Here is a 15,408-nt window from a genome sequence, read left to right as displayed (position 1 = left end):
CTGCGCCCTGACGGAAGGATAGTCCATGTTCACCATCGCCACCTGGAACATCAACTCCGTCCGGCTGCGCGCCGGGCTGGTCGAACGGCTGCTGCGCGAGGAGGCACCTGACATATTGTGCCTGCAGGAGTGCAAATCGCCGGTCGAGAAGATCCCGACCGAGGGGTTCCGTGCGCTCGGATACGATCACATCGTGGCGCGTGGCCAGAAGGGCTATAACGGCGTCGCCATCCTGTCGCGCCTGCCGGTCGAGGATGCAGGCGACCGCGACTATGCCCGGCTGGGCCATGCCCGCCATGTCGCGGCGCGGCTGGAAAACGGCGTTGTGATCCATAACTTCTACATTCCGGCAGGCGGCGACATTCCCGACCGCGAGGTCAACGAGAAATTCGGCCAGAAGCTCGATTTCCTGACCGAGATGCGCGACGTGTTCCACGAGGACCGGCCCGCCCGCTCTATCATGGTGGGTGACTTCAACATCGCCCCGCGCGAGGACGACGTGTGGTCGCATAAGCAATTGCTGAAGGTGGTCAGCCACACCCCGATCGAGGTCGCGCATCTGTCCGAGGCGCAAGACGCCGGACGCTGGGTGGACATCACCCGGCAGGACATCCCCGAGGGACAGCTTTACAGTTGGTGGTCGTACCGCAACCGCGACTGGGACGCCTCGGATCGCGGGCGCAGGCTGGATCATATCTGGGCCACGCCGGATATCAGCAATGCCGGGCATGGCAGCCGCGTGTTGCGGCCTGTGCGCGGCTGGGACAGCCCGTCCGATCATGTGCCGGTATTCGCCAGCTTTGATCTCTGAGGCCCCTTTCACCCCGCCCGGTCGCGCCCCATATTGGCGCCAAACACGAAATCGAGGTTGAAATGGCTGAACTGCTTTCCGGAGACGACACCGCCGCGCCCCAGACGGGCGAGATCATCAAGGATGTGACCGAGGCCGACTTCATGCAGGAAGTCGTCGAGAAATCCATGCAGGTGCCGGTCATCGTCGATTTCTGGGCGCCGTGGTGCGGCCCGTGCAAGACGCTGGGTCCGGCGCTGGAGGCAGAGGTGGCCAAGGCCAAGGGCCGGGTGGTCATGGCCAAGGTCAATGTCGATGAAAACCAGATGATCGCCGGTCAGCTTCGCGTCCAGTCGATTCCGACCGTCTACGCGTTCTGGCAGGGTCAGCCGGTCGTTGCCTTTCAGGGCGCGCTGTCGCAGAGCGAGCTGAAGAAATTCATCGACAAGCTGACCCAGCTCTCCGGCGATGATGGCGGGCTGGGCGAGGCGCTGGAGGCGGCCGAGACCATGCTGGCCGAGGGCGCCCATGGCGACGCCGCCGAAACCTTTGCCGCCATCATCGGCGAGGAGCCGGAGAATGCCGAGGCCTGGGGCGGTCTGATCCGCGCCCATCTGGCGGGCGGCAAACAGGCCGAGGCCGCGCAGGCGCTGGAACAGGTGCCTGCCGCCATCAGCGCATCCTCCCCGGTCGAGGCCGCGCGGGCGCAGTTGCAACTGGCCCAGCAGGCGGCGAGCGCCGGCCCGCTGGATGATCTGCGCCAAAAGGTCGAGGCCGATCCCGCCGATCATCAGGCCCGGTTCGACTATGCGACGGCGCTTCATGCCGGCGGCGATGTCGAGGAAGCCGTCGATCAGCTTCTGGAATCCTTTCGCCGCGACCGCGACTGGAATGACGGTGCCGCGAAGGCGCAGCTCATCACCATTTTCGATGCGCTGAAGCCGACCGATCCGGTGGCGCAGAAGGGGCGGCGCCGGCTGTCCAGCCTGATCTTCGCATGACCCGGCGCGAAATCGACCTTCCCGATACACTCCCCCTGTTCATCCTGCCCGGCGCGGTGCTGATGCCGCGCACAAGGCTGCCGCTGGACATTTTCGAGCCGCGCTATCTGCAGATGGTGGAGGACGCGCTGAAGACGCCGCACCGGCTGATCGGCATGATCCAGCCGCTGGACGAGTCGGGCGAGACGCTGGCGGGCGTCGGCTCGGCCGGGCGGATCGTGGGCTTCTCCGAGCAGGAGGACGGTCGCTACCTGATCTCGCTCGGCCAGATCTCGCGCTTCCATCTCGACCGGGTGGAGCAGGGGTTCCAGCCTTACCCGACCGGGCATGTCGATTGGCAGGGCTATGACGACGACCATCTCGACAGCGAGGATGACCCGGACTGGGACCGCGACGGGTTCCTGTCGCTGATGCGGCGCTACATGGATGCGAACGAGCTGTCGACCGACTGGGAGGCCGCCGACGACGCCGATGGCGAGTTGCTGGTCAACTCGCTGGCCATGGCCCTGCCGCTGGAGGTGCAGGACAAGCAGGCGCTGCTGGAGGCGGAGACGCTGGCGGCGCGGCGCGCATTGCTGGAAGGGCTGCTGGAATACCAGCTTCGCAACGGCGAGAATGACGAGGTGATGCAATGAGCGATGACAGTGTCCAGGACGCCGCAGGCCCGGCCGAGGGGCCGATGGCGGAACCCGGATTCGACCGGCACATGCTGGAGGCGCTTGTCTGTCCCGCGACCCATTCGGCACTGATCTATGATGCCGAGAGGCAGGAGCTGGTCTCGCGCGCGGCCGGGCTGGCCTTTCCGATCCGCGCCGGCATCCCGATCATGCTGATCGACGAGGCGCGGCAGATCAAGGCCGACTGATCGCGACGCTCACAGCGGCTTTCCGGCCAGCAGGCGCGGCATCGGGTCCAGGCTCAGCCCGGCCGCCTGCCGCATGAAGCCCCGGCGCAAGGCGGGCACCGCGTTGACCGCCCCCATCCCCATGCCGCGCGCCAGCCGCAGCAGCGGGCGGTCGTTGGAAAACAGGCTGTTCACCCCATCCATGCCGAGCGCCATCGCGGTCGCGTTGAACCGCCGCCAGCCCTGATACCGCTCCAGCGTGGTGGCAAAGCCGATATCCTCGCCGTTGCGGGCGGCATCCACCACCGCCTCGGCCAGCGCGGCGACATCGCGCAGCCCCAGATTGAGGCCCTGGCCGGCGATGGGATGCACCCCGTGCGCCGCATCGCCCACAAGCGCCACACGGTCAGCCACGTAGCGCTCTGCCAGCGACAGCGACAGCGGATAGGAGAATCGCGGCCCGGCGAGCGAGATCTCGCCCGCAATATCGCGGATATGCGGCGACAGCGCCGCCAGGAAGTCCGCGTCATCCAGCCCGGCGATCGCATGGGCCACCGGCTGGTCCAGCGACCAGACGATCGACGACCGCGCCCCGGTGAGCGGCAGCACCGCCAGCGGGCCGGTGGGCAGAAAGACCTGATGCGCTGCGCCGTCATGGGGGCGCGACTGGTTCAGCGCGGCGACGAGCGCGGTCTGGCCGTAATCCCAGCCCGTCCGGCTGATCCCGGCGCGCGCCGCCACGCCCGAATGCCGCCCATCCGCCCCGACCAGCAGCCGGGCGCGCAGCACCCTGCCATCCGACAGCGTCACGTCGATGCCGCCGGGATCGGCCTGCTGCCCGGTCACCTCGGTGGCGGCCAGATGGCTCAGCCGGCCGTTCATCGCGTCCATGAGCGCGCGATAGAGGAACCGATCCTCCAGCATATGGCCCAGCACGCCCTCTTCGATCTCGGCGGCGTCGAAGAACAGCCCCAGCGGATCGGCCGGGCCGGATCGCCCCTGCCGGGCCACAACGCGGGTGATCGGCTGGGACTGGCCGTCCAGTTCGTCCCAGATGCCGATGGCACGCAACAGCCGCACCGAGGCCAGCGCCAGCGCATAGGCGCGCCCGTCAAACCCTTGGTCCGCCCGCGCCCGTTCCGGCGCCGCATCGACCACCGCGACCTGCAACCCGGCCTGCGCCAGCGCCAGACCCAGTGCGGGCCCGTTCAGCCCGCCCCCGGCAATCACCACGTCGAATTCGTTTTTCATGCCGCGAGTCTAGGGCCGCGTCCCGGCAAGGTCCATCGGCCAAAACTCATGGACGGGCCGCGCCTCGGGCAGTAGCCTTCGCAGGCAAGCGGCGGAGGACATATGGACTGGCTTACCAAACCGGCCTGCGAACAGGGGCGTGCGATCATGGCGGGGCTGGTCTCGCCCGTGGATCTGACGGACGCTTATCTCGATGCGACCGAACACCATCCCGACCGCGACCTGATCTTTGCCCGGCTGACCCCGGAGCGGGCGCGATCCGAGGCGATTGCCGCCCATGACCGGGCCAAGGCCGAGCAGCGGCTGGGCCTGCTCGACGGGGTGCCGATCAGTTGGAAGGACAATATCGACACGGCGGGGGTCGCGACAGAGGCCGGCTCGGCGCTGCTGAAGGGACGGGTGCCCCGGCGCGATGCCGACATCCTTCGAAATGCCGATGCGGCCGGGCTGGTCTGCCTCGGCAAGACCCATATGACGGAACTGGCCTTCAGCGGGCTGGGGGTGAACCCGATCACCGCAACGCCGCCCAACGCGCTCGACCCGGCGCTGGCGCCGGGCGGGTCCAGCTCCGGTTCGGCGGTGTCGGTCGCGCTGGGGCTGGCGGCGGCCACGATCGGGTCGGACACGGGCGGCTCGATCCGCGCGCCGGCCGCATGGAACGGGCTGGTGGGCTTCAAGCCGACCAATGACGCGGTGCCTTCGCGCGGTGTGGTGCCGCTCTGCCCGCGCTTCGACGTGGCCGGACCTCTGGCCCGCACGGTCGAGGATTGCGCCGCGCTGTTTAGCGCGATCGCCGCCGCGCCGCCGGTCGATCTGGCCGGTGCCGACCCGGCGCGGCTGCGGCTGATGGTGCTGGACGGCGCACCCTTCGAGGAGGCCGACGAGGCCCCGGTTGCCGCCTTCGAGGAGGCGGTGGAGGCGCTGGCGCGCGCCGGGGCGGGTATCGCCCGCGCCGCCCCGAGATGCGTGGCCGAGGCGATGCCGCTGTCGCCGCTCCTGTTCGCGCCGGAAGCTTACGGCATCTGGTCGGCGCATATCGAGGAGGCGCCAGAGGCGATGTATCCGCCGGTGCTGGAGCGGTTCCGGGCCGGCAAGGCGGTCTCCGCGCCGGACTACGTGGCGGCCTGGGCGGCGCTTGACCGGCTGCGCGCGCAATGGGCCGAGGCCGTGGCCGGATTCGACGCGGTGATCCTGCCCAGTGTGGCCATCCTGCCCCCGGATCGCGAGCGGCTGCTGACGGATGCGGCGTTCTTTGCCTCGCAAAACCTGCTGACGCTGCGCAACACGCGGATCGGCAATCTCATGGGGCTTCCGGCCATGACCCTGCCCACGGCGCGGCCGGCCTGCGGCATCATGGCGATGGGCGCGCGGGGCGGGGATCGCCGTCTGCTTCGCGTCGCCCAGGCCATTCAAACCGCGCTCGACGCCTAGATTCGCTGGACTGCACGCGCGGGTTTTTGTAACCTGAGACGGTAACGGGGCGCGACGATCCCGACGAGAGAGGCAGTCATGGCACAACCCGAGCGGTTTTCGAACCTGCCGGAATACGCGTTTCCGCGCTTGCGCAAGCTGTTGTCGGGCATCGAGCCCGGCGGCGCGCCCGTGGTCATGACCATTGGCGAGCCGCGCCACCCGATGCCGGATTTCGTCGCCCCGATCATGGCGGAAAACATTGCGCTTTTCGGGAAGTATCCGCCCAACGAAGGCACGCCGGAGTTGCTCGACGCGATTTCGGGCTGGATCTCGCGCCGCCACGGCATCGAGATCGCGCCGGACCGGATCACCAGCCTGAACGGCACCCGCGAGGGGCTGTTCAATGCCGCGCTGGCGCTGTGCCCCGAGCAGAAGAATGGCGCCCAGCCGGCCATCCTGATCCCGAACCCGTTCTATCAGGTCTATGCGGTGGCGGCGGCTGCCGTGGGTGCCGCGCCGGTCTTTGTGCCGGCCGTGGCCGAGAACGGGTTTCTGCCCGATTTCGCGGCTTTGGACGCCGGCACGCTGGACCGGACCGCCATCGCCTATATCTGCTCTCCGGCCAACCCGCAGGGGTCGATCGCCGATGGGGAGTATTTGGAGAATCTGATCGCGCTGGCCGACCGGCATGATTTCCTGGTCTTTGCCGATGAATGCTATTCGGAGATCTACCGCGACGACCCGCCGCCCGGTGCGCTGGCGATGGCCACGCGGATGGGGCTGGCCGACCGGGTGGTGATGTTCAATTCGCTCTCGAAACGCTCGAACCTGCCGGGGCTGCGCTCCGGCTTCGCGGCGGGCGGTGCGGATGCGATCGGCCAGATCCGGCGGCTGCGCAGCTATTCCGGCGCGCCGCTGCCACTTTCGGCGCAGGCGGTCAGCACCGCCGCCTGGAACGATGAAAGCCACGCGGTCGAGAACCGCGCGCTCTATCACCGCAAATATGCCGTGGCCGACCGGGTGCTCGGCCATGTGCCGGGATACCGCGCGCCGGATGGCGGGTTCTTTCTGTGGCTGCAGGTCGATGACGGCGAGGCGGCGGCCCGCAAGCTGTGGCGCGAGGCGGGGATCCAGGTCTTGCCGGGGGCCTATCTGTCGCGCGAGGTGGATGGGTTAAATCCCGGCCAGAATTACATCCGCGTCGCGCTGGTGGCGGACGAGGCGGAGACCGAACAGGCGCTCGAATGCCTGAAGCAAACGATCTACGAGTAGGGACAGGAAGCATGGCGAGCTGGCAGGCGAAACACCGCGATCCTCTGTTTGATCAGAATACCCAGGCTGCGCTGGAACGGCGCGGCAAGGAGCTGGTCGGCGCCGCGCTGGTCGTTCTGGCGGCGGTGCTGGCGATGATCCTGTATAGCTGGTCGCCCGACGATCCCAGCTTCCTTGCTGCAACCGATCAGCCGCCGGTGAACCTGCTGGGCCGGTTTGGCGCCTATATTGCCGCGCCGCTGATGATGATCGCGGGCTACGGGGCCTGGGGGCTGGTGCTGGGCGCGTTGGTCTGGGGGCTGCGGATGATGCTGCACAAGGGCGAGGAGCGGGTGATGCGCGCGGTGTTCCTGCCCATCGCCGTGGCAGTGGGATCGGTCTATTGCGCCTCGCTGGTGCCGCCTGCGGGCTGGCAGGAAAGCTTCGGGCTGGGTGGCCATTTCGGGGACATGATCATGGGCGGGCTGATGACGCTGCTGCCCTTTGGCATCGCGGCCTCGCTGAAGCTGGCGGCCGCCATGATGGCGGTCGCGGCGGTGCTGTTCTACGGCTTCGTGCTGGGCTTTGATATGGCCGAGGCGCGGCGGCTGCTGCGCTGGCTGGGCACGGGGCTGGTGACGGCCTATGACATGGTGCTGCGCCTGCTGGGCCGTGGCGCGGCAGGCGCGGTCGGGGCGGCACGCGGCATCAAGGCGCGACAGGCCGGGCGCCGCGCGGAGACCGAGGATCAGGACGACACCGTCCGAGAGAAGCGGCGCGGCCTGTTCGCACGCCGCCGTGAGGACAGCGACTGGGATGACGGCGACAGCGAACTGGTCGAGCCGCAGGCGCATGATGCCTCCGCCCCTTCCGAGGACGAGGTGAACGCGCGGATCACCGACGCGATCTCCAAGCGCAGCAGCAATCTGCTCAGCTCGGTCACCCAGCGGCTGAATGCCGGCCGGCAGGAGGTCGCGCTGGATGATGACGCGGCAGAGAACCCCCCGGTCGAGCCCGCCGAGCCGCACCCGTTCGGGGCCGAGACGGCGCGCGTCGTGGTCGCATCGCGCAAGGCCGCCGCGCCGTCGCGCCAGGCGCGGGACGAGGCGCAGCCCTCGCTGCGCTTCGACGAAACCGGCAGCGGCTACGAGAAGCCGCCTTTGTCCCTGCTGACCGCCGCCGCGACCATCGAGCGGCTGCAGCTCTCCGAAGAGGCGCTGGCCGAGAATGCGCGGATGCTGGAGGCGGTGCTGGACGATTACGGGGTGAAAGGCCAGATCACCGCCGTCCATCCCGGCCCGGTGGTCACGCTTTACGAACTCGAACCCGCACCGGGGCTGAAGGCGTCCCGCGTGATCGGGTTGGCCGACGACATCGCGCGTTCCATGTCGGCGCTGTCGGCGCGCGTCTCCACCGTGCCGGGGCGCAGTGTGATCGGGATCGAACTGCCCAATGCGCGGCGCGAGAAGGTGCTGCTGCGCGAGATCCTGTCGGCGAAATCCTATGGCGATGCGTCCTATCCGCTGCCGCTGGCGCTGGGCAAGGATATCGGCGGCGGCCCGGTTGTGTCCAACCTTGCGAAGATGCCGCATCTGCTGATCGCGGGAACCACCGGGTCGGGGAAATCGGTGGCGATCAACACCATGATCCTGTCGCTGCTCTACAAGCTGACCCCGGCGGAATGCCGGCTCATCATGATCGACCCGAAGATGCTGGAACTCAGCGTCTATGACGGCATTCCGCATCTTCTTTCACCCGTCGTGACCGATCCGAAAAAGGCCGTGGTGGCGCTGAAATGGGTCGTCGCCGAGATGGAGGAGCGGTATCGCAAGATGTCCAAGATGGGCGTGCGCAACATCGAGGGCTATAACGGCCGCGTCCGCGAGGCGCAGGCCCGCGACGAGATGTTCAAGCGCACCGTCCAGACCGGCTTTGACGAGGATACCGGCGAGCCGATCTTCGAGACCGAGGAATTCCAGCCCGAGACCTTCCCCTATATCGTCGTCATCGTCGACGAGATGGCCGACCTGATGATGGTCGCGGGCAAGGAGATCGAGGCCTGCATCCAGCGTCTGGCGCAGATGGCGCGGGCATCCGGCATCCATCTCATCATGGCGACGCAGCGGCCTTCGGTCGATGTCATCACCGGCACGATCAAGGCGAACTTCCCGACCCGGATTTCCTTTCAGGTCACCTCGAAGATCGACAGCCGCACCATTCTGGGCGAGCAGGGGGCCGAGCAGCTGCTGGGGCAGGGCGACATGCTGTATATGGCGGGCGGCTCGCGCATCACGCGTGTCCACGGTCCCTTCGTGTCGGATGAAGAGGTCGAGGAGGTGGTGAACCATCTCAAATCCTTCGGCCCGCCGGAATATAAATCCGGCGTGGTGGATGGCCCCGAGGACGAGGTGGCGGGCGATATCGATGCGGTTCTGGGGCTTGGCAACTCCGCCGATGGCGATGATCAGCTTTACGACCAGGCGGTGATGATCGTCGCCAAGGACCGCAAATGCTCCACCAGCTATATCCAGCGCAAACTGGCCATCGGCTATAACAAGGCCGCCCGCATCGTCGAGATGATGGAGGATCAGGGCGTGGTCAGCAGCGCCAACCATGTCGGCAAGCGCGAGGTTCTGGTCCCGGAAATCTGACCGGGGCGGCGGCGGGTTTTCCGCCCATCTGCAGCCCCGACCCCGCGCGCCGCTGGCACCTTCTGGCCGGAGCGATTAGGGTGCGCCCAGGATCCCTGATCGCGAAACCGATGCCTGTCACGAATCTGCATTTCCTGAATGCGCGTCTCGATCTGACGCTCATCATGTCCGACATCCGCGCTGCCGTGCGCGAGGCGGTGGACATCGCCGCCGAACACGCCGATCTGCCGGATTTCGATGTGGTGATCCGGTCGGGCGAGCGGGTCATCACCGGCTGGGGCGTGGCCGGATACGCGCCTGCGCCCGGCGAGGTGCAGATTACCATCGACCCGCCGCGATTCGATGCGGCCGCGTTGCAACGCACGCTGATCCACGAGATCCATCACGTGATCCGCTGGGACGGGCCGGGCTATGGCAGTTCGCTGGGCGAGGCGTTGGTGACGGAGGGGCTGGCCGGGCATTTCGTGCGCCAGGTGCTGGGCGGCAAGCCCGATCCGTGGGATGCCGTCACACCGGCCCCCGGCCTGACGCGACGGGCGATGAATGAATGGTCGCAGCTCGGCTATGACCACGCCGCATGGTTCCTGGGCGGCAGCAAGACCATCCGCCGCTGGACTGGCTACGGGCTCGGGCATCGGCTTCTGGCCGCGTTCCTGGAGCGCAATCCCGACGAGGACGCGGTGACGCTGGCGACCATGCCGGCGGATCATTTCCGCGCCACGATGCGGATGCTGGCGAAATCGGATGGCGAGACCGTCCGGGCGGAGGCAGAAGACGCGCCGGAGGCCGCGCCGGACGCCGGGGTCACACCGGGCGGGGAGCAGCCCACCGCAGAAGCGCAGCGCGGAGAGAGCGGCACTGGCTGAAGGCGAAGCGCGGTGCAGCTCGGCCCCCGCGCCTATCCTTTCTGCAGATATTCCCGGCCGAGGATCTCGGCGATCTGGACCTGGTTCAGCGCCGCGCCCTTGCGCAGATTATCGGCCACCAGCCACAGATTCAGCCCGTTTTCGACCGTCGGATCCTGCCGGATGCGCGAGACGAATGTCGCGAAATCGCCCACCGTCTCGACCGGGGTGACATAGCCGCCATCCTCTTGCTTGTCGACGACCAGAAGGCCGGGCGCCTCGCGCAGAATGTCGCGGGCCTCGTCCTCATCCAGGAAATCCGCGAACTCGACATTCACCGATTCCGCGTCGCCCACGAAGACCGGCACCCGCACGCAGGTCGCGGCGATGCGGATCGAAGGGTCGAGGATCTTCTTGGTTTCGGTCACGATCTGCCATTCCGCGCGGCTCGCCCCGTCCTCCATGAACGCGCCGACCTGCGGAATCACGTTGAAGGCGATCTGGCGGGGCAGGTGGTTCGGCTCCACCTCCTGGCCGGGGACATACATGCCCTTGGTCTGGTTCCACAGCTCGTCCATCTGCTCGTTCCCGGCGCCGGAGACGGCCTGGTAGGTCGAGACCACCACCCGGCGGATCCGCGCGCGGTCATGGAGCGGCTTCAGCGCCGCGACGAGCGCCGATGTCGCCGCGTCGGGGCAGGCGATGACCATGCGCTCGCGATAGCTCTCGATCCCGGCGGCGTTCACCTCGGGCACGATCAGCGGCACGGACGGGTCCATGCGGAACGCGTCGGAGCCGTCGATCACCACGCAGCCGCTCTCCGCCGCACGCGGCGCATATTTGCGCGCGTCGTCGGCGTCGAGCGCGAACAGCGCCATATCCGTGCCGTCGAAATCGAAGCTGTCGATGTCGCGCGTCTTCAGCGTGCGCTCGCCATAGCTGACCTCGGTGCCGAGGGAGCGGCGCGGCGACAGCGCCACCACCTCCTCGGCCGGGAATTTCCGCTCGGCCAGGATGTTCAGGATTTCACGGCCGAGATTGCTCGTGGCACCGGCGACGGTGATCTTGTAGCCCATCAAAAAAACTCCGTTGCTTGCGCGGCGGATATAGGGACCGGAGGGGCGCGGCGAAAGGGAAAACCGATCCGGTCAGTCGTCCCGCGACGGCTGGTCCAGCACCCAGCGGGCGGTCCCCGCATCGCAGATCGCCCCGTTGATCAGCCCGCTGCGCAGCGCGCCGAGCAGGGCGGCGTGCTTGTCCGGCCCGCGGGCCGCGGCGACGATCAGCGCGCGGGCCGGGTCGGGCAGGGGGGCCGAGGCCACACGTTCGTCGCGCGGCAGCATCTGGCCCCTGGCGTCATAGGCATGGCCCAGGATCTCGCCCACCGCACCCTGATCGGCCAGGGCACGCACCTCGGCGCCGGTCAGGAACCGGTCCTGTTGCAACGGTGCGCGCGGCCCGAAATCGCCCAGACCGATCAGCGCCACATCGGCATTCGCCGCCATATCCATCACCCGCCGGTTGCCGGGCTGGCGGTGCAGCGCCTCGCGCTCCTCTGCGGTGGCGGCAATGACCGGGACCATCAGCGGATAGCTGTGCGCCGTCACCAGGTCGGACAGCGCGAACAGCACGTTGTAATAGGCGGCGGAGCCGTCCTGCGCGATATTGCCGGTCAGCGAGACGATGCGGTGCTGCGCGCAGTCCATGCGCCGCATCTGGGCGACCCCGGCGCGCAGCGTGCGGCCGGTCCCGATGGCGAGCGTGATCGGCTCTGCCCGGCCAAGCTGGGACTCGATGAACTCGGCCGTCAGCATCGCCACGCCGGACAGCCCCGCCTCCTCGGGCGAGACCTCGGCCTGGCGCAGACCGAAGCGGCTGCGCAACCGCCCGGCCAGTTCCAGACACTCCGTCAGCGGGTGATCGATTCGCACCTTGACGATGCCCGCCGCCATGGCCTGCGCCGCCAGCCGTTGCGCCGTCTGGCGCGACACGCCCAGCTCGCGGGCGATCTCGTCCTGCGTCATGCCGCCGACCCATGACATCCATGCCGCCCGCGCCGCCTGATCCAGCCTGTTGTTTTCCCGCGTCATTCCGCCCTCTTCCGCCGCGTTCTGCGGCGCCTGCTTCCCGGTCATAGCGAGTTTCGGTTTGACAAGTATAGCGAAAGCTGTGAGCATTTGCCCATAACGCGAGCATTTGTCGCGCATGGAGGAGGAATTATGGCCCATATCACTCGCGCCCTCGCGGGGGCCTGTGCCGTGACCGCGCTGTCGGTCCCGGCCCTGGCCGAGACCCTGACCATCGCCACCGTCAACAACGGCGACATGATCCGCATGCAACGCATGACCGCGCCTTTCACCGAAGCAAACCCGGATATCGAACTCGACTGGGTGACGCTGGAGGAGAACATCCTGCGCGAGCGCGTCACCACCGACATCGCCACCCGCGGCGGCCAGTATGACGTGCTGACCATCGGCAATTACGAGGTTCCGATCTGGGCCAACCAGGACTGGCTGCTGCCGCTGTCGGACCTGCCCGATTACGACAGCGAGGATCTGCTGCCGCCGGTGCGCGACGCGCTGTCGGTGGACGGCACGCTCTATGCCGTGCCGTTCTACGCGGAATCGGCGATGGTCATGTATCGCACCGATCTGGCAGAGGCCGCAGGCGTCACCATCTCCGACAGCCCGACCTGGGCCGAGATCCGCGCCGCCGCCGAGGCGATGACCAACAAGGACGAGGAAGTCTATGGCATCTGCCTGCGCGGTAAGCCGGGCTGGGGTGAGAACATGGCCTTCCTGACCGCCATGGCCAACAGCTATGGCGCGCGCTGGTTCGATCCCGACTGGCAGCCGCAATTCGACAGCGAGGAATGGAACGCCACGCTGACCGACTATCTCGACATGATGACCAGTTACGGCCCGCCCGGCGCATCCTCCAACGGGTTCAACGAGAACCTGTCGCTGTTCCAGCAGGGCAAATGCGGCATCTGGATCGACGCCACCATCGCCGCCAGCTTCGTGACCGACCCGGAGAACTCGACCGTCGCGGACAGTGTCGGCTTCGCGCAATTCCCGAACAAGGAAGGCGTCGACAATCACGGAAACTGGCTGTGGTCGTGGAGCCTGGCCATCCCGGCCACCTCGGACGCGCCGGAAGCCGCCAAGACCTTCGTCGCCTGGGCGACCAGCAAGGCCTATACCGAAGCCGTGGCCGAGGCCGATGGCTGGCGCAACGCGCCCGCGGGCACGCGCGCCTCGCTCTATGAGAATGCCGAATACCAGGAAGCCGCGCCCTTCGCCGAGATGACGCTGAACGCCATCGAAAGCGCGAACACCCAGAAGGCCTCGGTGCAGGACATTCCCTATACCGGCGGCCAATTCGTGGCGATCCCGGAATTCCAGGGCATCGGCACCTCGGTCGGGCAGCAATTCTCGGCCGCACTGGCCGGGCAGATGTCGGCCGAGGATGCGCTGGCGGGCGCCCAGTCCAACGTGACGCGCGAAATGACCCGCGCGGGCTATATCAGCCGCTGACCCGAACCGCGCGACCCTGCCCGGATAGGATCATCCGGGCGGGGTCAGGCCGGCCAGGCTGACGGCGCGCGCCGTCGCCCCCGCATCGTTTCCACCCGGAGAGCTACGCCATGGCGACACGCCAGACCCAGAGCCTCGCGAAGATCATGCGGGCACCCGCCATCATCCTGCTGCTGATCTGGATGATCGTGCCGCTCGGCATGACGCTGTATTACTCCTTCCTGAACTACAACCTGCTGAACCCCACCCAGACGAGCTGGGCCGGCTGGTTCAACTACCAGTATTTCTACACCGATCCGGCCTTCTGGGATTCGATCTGGAACACGCTGATCCTGGTGCTGGGCGTGTTGTGCATCACGGTCGTCGGCGGCATCCTGATCGCGCTGCTGATCGACAAGCCGATCTTCGGGCAGGGCATCGTGCGGATCCTGGTGATCTCGCCCTTCTTCGTCATGCCGCCTGTGGCCGCGCTGATCTGGAAGAATATGATCATGCACCCGTCCTACGGCGTCTTTGCCGATGTGGCGCAGTTCCTCGGCATGGCGCCGGTGGACTGGTTCGCGCAATATCCGCTGTTCTCGATCATCCTGATCGTGGCCTGGCAATGGCTGCCTTTCGCCACGCTGATCCTGCTGACCGCGCTGCAATCTCTGGATGGCGAGCAGATGGAGGCGGCCGAGATGGACGGCGCCTCGGCGCTGAGCCGGTTCATCTATCTGACCCTGCCGCATATGTCGCGGGCAATTACGGTGGTGATCCTGATCCAGACCATTTTCCTGCTCAGCATCTATGCCGAAATCCTGGTGACGACGAATGGCGGGCCGGGCAATGCCTCGACCAACCTGACCTATCTGATCTATCGCGCCGCGCGGCTGAACTTCGACATTGGCGGGGCCGCGGCAGGCGGGATCATCGCGGTCGTGCTGGCCAATATCGTCGCCATCTTCCTGATGCGCGCCGTCGGCAAGAACCTGGACTGAGGAGGACACCATGGCACGCGCAGTCTCGACGCAGACCAAGATCGGCTGGACCATCGCCGCATGGGTCGTGGCCCTGCTGATCTTCTTCCCGATCCTCTACACCGTCATCACCAGCTTCAAGACCGAGCAGGAGGCGATTGCGGGCTTCGACCTGATCCCGTCCTTCACCCTGCAAAGCTATGGGGAGGTGCAGACCCAGAACGACTATATTCGGCCGTTCACCAACTCCGTCATCATCGCCGTCGGCTCGACCATCCTGGCGCTGATCGTGGCCATTCCCGCCGCCTGGGCGATGGCCTTCGCCCCGACAAAGCAGACCAAGAACATCCTGATGTGGATGCTGTCCACCAAGATGATGCCCGCCGTTGCCGTGCTGGTGCCGATCTATCTGATCTTCCTCAATACGGGTCTCATGGACACGCGGATCGGGCTGGTCATCATCCTGATGCTGATGAACCTGCCGATCGTGGTGTGGATGCTCTATACCTATTTCCGCGAGATTCCGGGCGAGATCCTGGAAGCGGCACGGATGGACGGGGCGACGCTGGGGCAGGAAATCGTCCATGTGCTGACGCCGATGGCGGTGCCGGGGATTGCCTCGACGCTGCTTCTGAACATCATCCTGGCCTGGAACGAGGCGTTCTGGACCATCCAGCTCACCACCACCAACGCTGCACCGCTTTCGGCCTTCATCGCGTCCTTCTCCAGCCCGCAGGGCCTGTTCTGGGCGAAGCTGTCGGCGGCCTCGACCATGGCGATTGCGCCGATCCTGATCATGGGCTGGTTCAGCCAGAAACAACTTGTCCGCGGCCTGACCTTCGGCGCGGTGAAATAAGAAGGGACTGA

Annotated in this window: 14 protein-coding genes; 11 read left to right on the top strand and 3 right to left on the bottom strand. The window is 67.0% G+C overall.

Features of this window, described 5'->3' with window-relative positions; translation table 11 throughout:
* Window positions 1-25 precede the first annotated feature (25 nt).
* The 4 genes from BLT73_RS06770 to BLT73_RS06755 all read left to right on the top strand — a co-directional run bounded on the left by BLT73_RS06770 (window position 26) and on the right by BLT73_RS06755 (window position 2,656).
* Complete coding sequence (locus tag BLT73_RS06770) at window positions 26-811, top strand: exodeoxyribonuclease III (protein ID WP_090522126.1); 786 nt, start codon at window positions 26-28, stop codon at window positions 809-811.
* 62 nt (window positions 812-873) lie between these two features.
* A complete protein-coding gene (locus BLT73_RS06765; protein ID WP_090522124.1) occupies window positions 874-1,791 on the top strand; it encodes a thioredoxin family protein in 918 nt (305 codons plus the stop codon).
* Window positions 1,788-2,426: an LON peptidase substrate-binding domain-containing protein gene (locus BLT73_RS06760; RefSeq protein ID WP_090522122.1), complete on the top strand. Its 639-nt coding sequence runs from the start codon at window positions 1,788-1,790 to the stop codon at window positions 2,424-2,426. The genes BLT73_RS06765 and BLT73_RS06760 overlap by 4 nt, the downstream gene beginning before the upstream one ends.
* A gap of 44 nt (window positions 2,427-2,470) precedes the next feature.
* Entirely contained in the window at window positions 2,471-2,656 is a 186-nt protein-coding gene (locus BLT73_RS06755) for a Trm112 family protein (protein ID WP_090522547.1), read from the top strand.
* A 9-nt stretch (window positions 2,657-2,665) separates the two neighbouring features.
* Here the strand turns inward: BLT73_RS06755 and BLT73_RS06750 are convergent, their stop codons facing one another.
* Window positions 2,666-3,886: an FAD-dependent monooxygenase gene (locus tag BLT73_RS06750; RefSeq protein WP_090522120.1), complete on the bottom strand. Its 1,221-nt coding sequence runs from the start codon at window positions 3,884-3,886 to the stop codon at window positions 2,666-2,668.
* Between the two features lie 102 nt (window positions 3,887-3,988).
* Between BLT73_RS06750 and BLT73_RS06745 the strand changes: the two genes are divergently transcribed.
* The 4 genes from BLT73_RS06745 to BLT73_RS06730 all read left to right on the top strand — a co-directional run bounded on the left by BLT73_RS06745 (window position 3,989) and on the right by BLT73_RS06730 (window position 10,067).
* Window positions 3,989-5,317 carry an amidase gene (locus BLT73_RS06745; RefSeq protein ID WP_090522118.1) on the top strand — a complete coding sequence of 443 codons (1,329 nt, stop codon included), beginning with the start codon at window positions 3,989-3,991 and terminating at the stop codon, window positions 5,315-5,317.
* A gap of 78 nt (window positions 5,318-5,395) precedes the next feature.
* Complete coding sequence (locus BLT73_RS06740; protein WP_090522116.1) at window positions 5,396-6,571, top strand: aminotransferase class I/II-fold pyridoxal phosphate-dependent enzyme; 1,176 nt, start codon at window positions 5,396-5,398, stop codon at window positions 6,569-6,571.
* An 11-nt stretch (window positions 6,572-6,582) separates the two neighbouring features.
* Window positions 6,583-9,201: a DNA translocase FtsK gene (locus BLT73_RS06735; protein ID WP_090522114.1), complete on the top strand. Its 2,619-nt coding sequence runs from the start codon at window positions 6,583-6,585 to the stop codon at window positions 9,199-9,201.
* 110 nt (window positions 9,202-9,311) lie between these two features.
* Window positions 9,312-10,067 (top strand): DUF2268 domain-containing putative Zn-dependent protease, encoded by a 756-nt coding sequence (locus tag BLT73_RS06730; protein ID WP_090522112.1) that lies wholly within the window; start codon window positions 9,312-9,314, stop codon window positions 10,065-10,067.
* Between the two features lie 32 nt (window positions 10,068-10,099).
* On the opposite strand, the gene BLT73_RS06725 is transcribed toward BLT73_RS06730, so the two are convergent.
* Window positions 10,100-11,122 (bottom strand): aspartate-semialdehyde dehydrogenase, encoded by a 1,023-nt coding sequence (locus BLT73_RS06725; protein WP_090522110.1) that lies wholly within the window; start codon window positions 11,120-11,122, stop codon window positions 10,100-10,102.
* Window positions 11,123-11,194: 72 nt separating this feature from the next.
* A complete protein-coding gene (locus BLT73_RS06720) occupies window positions 11,195-12,181 on the bottom strand; it encodes a sugar-binding transcriptional regulator (RefSeq protein WP_245727140.1) in 987 nt (328 codons plus the stop codon).
* 84 nt (window positions 12,182-12,265) lie between these two features.
* On the opposite strand from BLT73_RS06720, the gene BLT73_RS06715 reads away from it, so the two are divergent.
* From BLT73_RS06715 to BLT73_RS06705, 3 genes are all read left to right on the top strand, one after another.
* Complete coding sequence (locus tag BLT73_RS06715) at window positions 12,266-13,582, top strand: ABC transporter substrate-binding protein (protein WP_090522108.1); 1,317 nt, start codon at window positions 12,266-12,268, stop codon at window positions 13,580-13,582.
* A 110-nt stretch (window positions 13,583-13,692) separates the two neighbouring features.
* Window positions 13,693-14,562 carry a carbohydrate ABC transporter permease gene (locus BLT73_RS06710; RefSeq protein ID WP_090522106.1) on the top strand — a complete coding sequence of 290 codons (870 nt, stop codon included), beginning with the start codon at window positions 13,693-13,695 and terminating at the stop codon, window positions 14,560-14,562.
* Window positions 14,563-14,572: 10 nt separating this feature from the next.
* A complete protein-coding gene (locus BLT73_RS06705) occupies window positions 14,573-15,397 on the top strand; it encodes a carbohydrate ABC transporter permease (protein ID WP_090522104.1) in 825 nt (274 codons plus the stop codon).
* The last annotated feature ends 11 nt before the right edge of the window (window positions 15,398-15,408 follow it).

This window comes from Paracoccus isoporae, from assembly GCF_900101865.1.
Lineage (GTDB): Bacteria > Pseudomonadota > Alphaproteobacteria > Rhodobacterales > Rhodobacteraceae > Paracoccus > Paracoccus isoporae.
Note: the sequence above shows the minus strand (reverse complement) of the source record. Positions and strands in the feature narration are given on the sequence as shown.

Excerpts from the sequence above, each read along its gene's own strand:
- BLT73_RS06715 (WP_090522108.1), top strand. The coding sequence starts at position 12,266 with ATGGCCCATATCACTCGCGCCCTCGCGGGGGCCTGTGCCGTGACCGCG.
- BLT73_RS06765 (WP_090522124.1), top strand. The coding sequence starts at position 874 with ATGGCTGAACTGCTTTCCGGAGACGACACCGCCGCGCCCCAGACGGGC.
- BLT73_RS06720 (WP_245727140.1), bottom strand. The coding sequence starts at position 12,181 with ATGACCGGGAAGCAGGCGCCGCAGAACGCGGCGGAAGAGGGCGGAATG.
- BLT73_RS06725 (WP_090522110.1), bottom strand. The coding sequence starts at position 11,122 with ATGGGCTACAAGATCACCGTCGCCGGTGCCACGAGCAATCTCGGCCGT.
- BLT73_RS06755 (WP_090522547.1), top strand. The coding sequence starts at position 2,471 with ATGGCGGAACCCGGATTCGACCGGCACATGCTGGAGGCGCTTGTCTGT.
- BLT73_RS06705 (WP_090522104.1), top strand. The coding sequence starts at position 14,573 with ATGGCACGCGCAGTCTCGACGCAGACCAAGATCGGCTGGACCATCGCC.
- BLT73_RS06730 (WP_090522112.1), top strand. The coding sequence starts at position 9,312 with ATGCCTGTCACGAATCTGCATTTCCTGAATGCGCGTCTCGATCTGACG.
- BLT73_RS06735 (WP_090522114.1), top strand. The coding sequence starts at position 6,583 with ATGGCGAGCTGGCAGGCGAAACACCGCGATCCTCTGTTTGATCAGAAT.
- BLT73_RS06710 (WP_090522106.1), top strand. The coding sequence starts at position 13,693 with ATGGCGACACGCCAGACCCAGAGCCTCGCGAAGATCATGCGGGCACCC.
- BLT73_RS06740 (WP_090522116.1), top strand. The coding sequence starts at position 5,396 with ATGGCACAACCCGAGCGGTTTTCGAACCTGCCGGAATACGCGTTTCCG.
- BLT73_RS06750 (WP_090522120.1), bottom strand. The coding sequence starts at position 3,886 with ATGAAAAACGAATTCGACGTGGTGATTGCCGGGGGCGGGCTGAACGGG.
- BLT73_RS06760 (WP_090522122.1), top strand. The coding sequence starts at position 1,788 with ATGACCCGGCGCGAAATCGACCTTCCCGATACACTCCCCCTGTTCATC.
- BLT73_RS06770 (WP_090522126.1), top strand. The coding sequence starts at position 26 with ATGTTCACCATCGCCACCTGGAACATCAACTCCGTCCGGCTGCGCGCC.
- BLT73_RS06745 (WP_090522118.1), top strand. The coding sequence starts at position 3,989 with ATGGACTGGCTTACCAAACCGGCCTGCGAACAGGGGCGTGCGATCATG.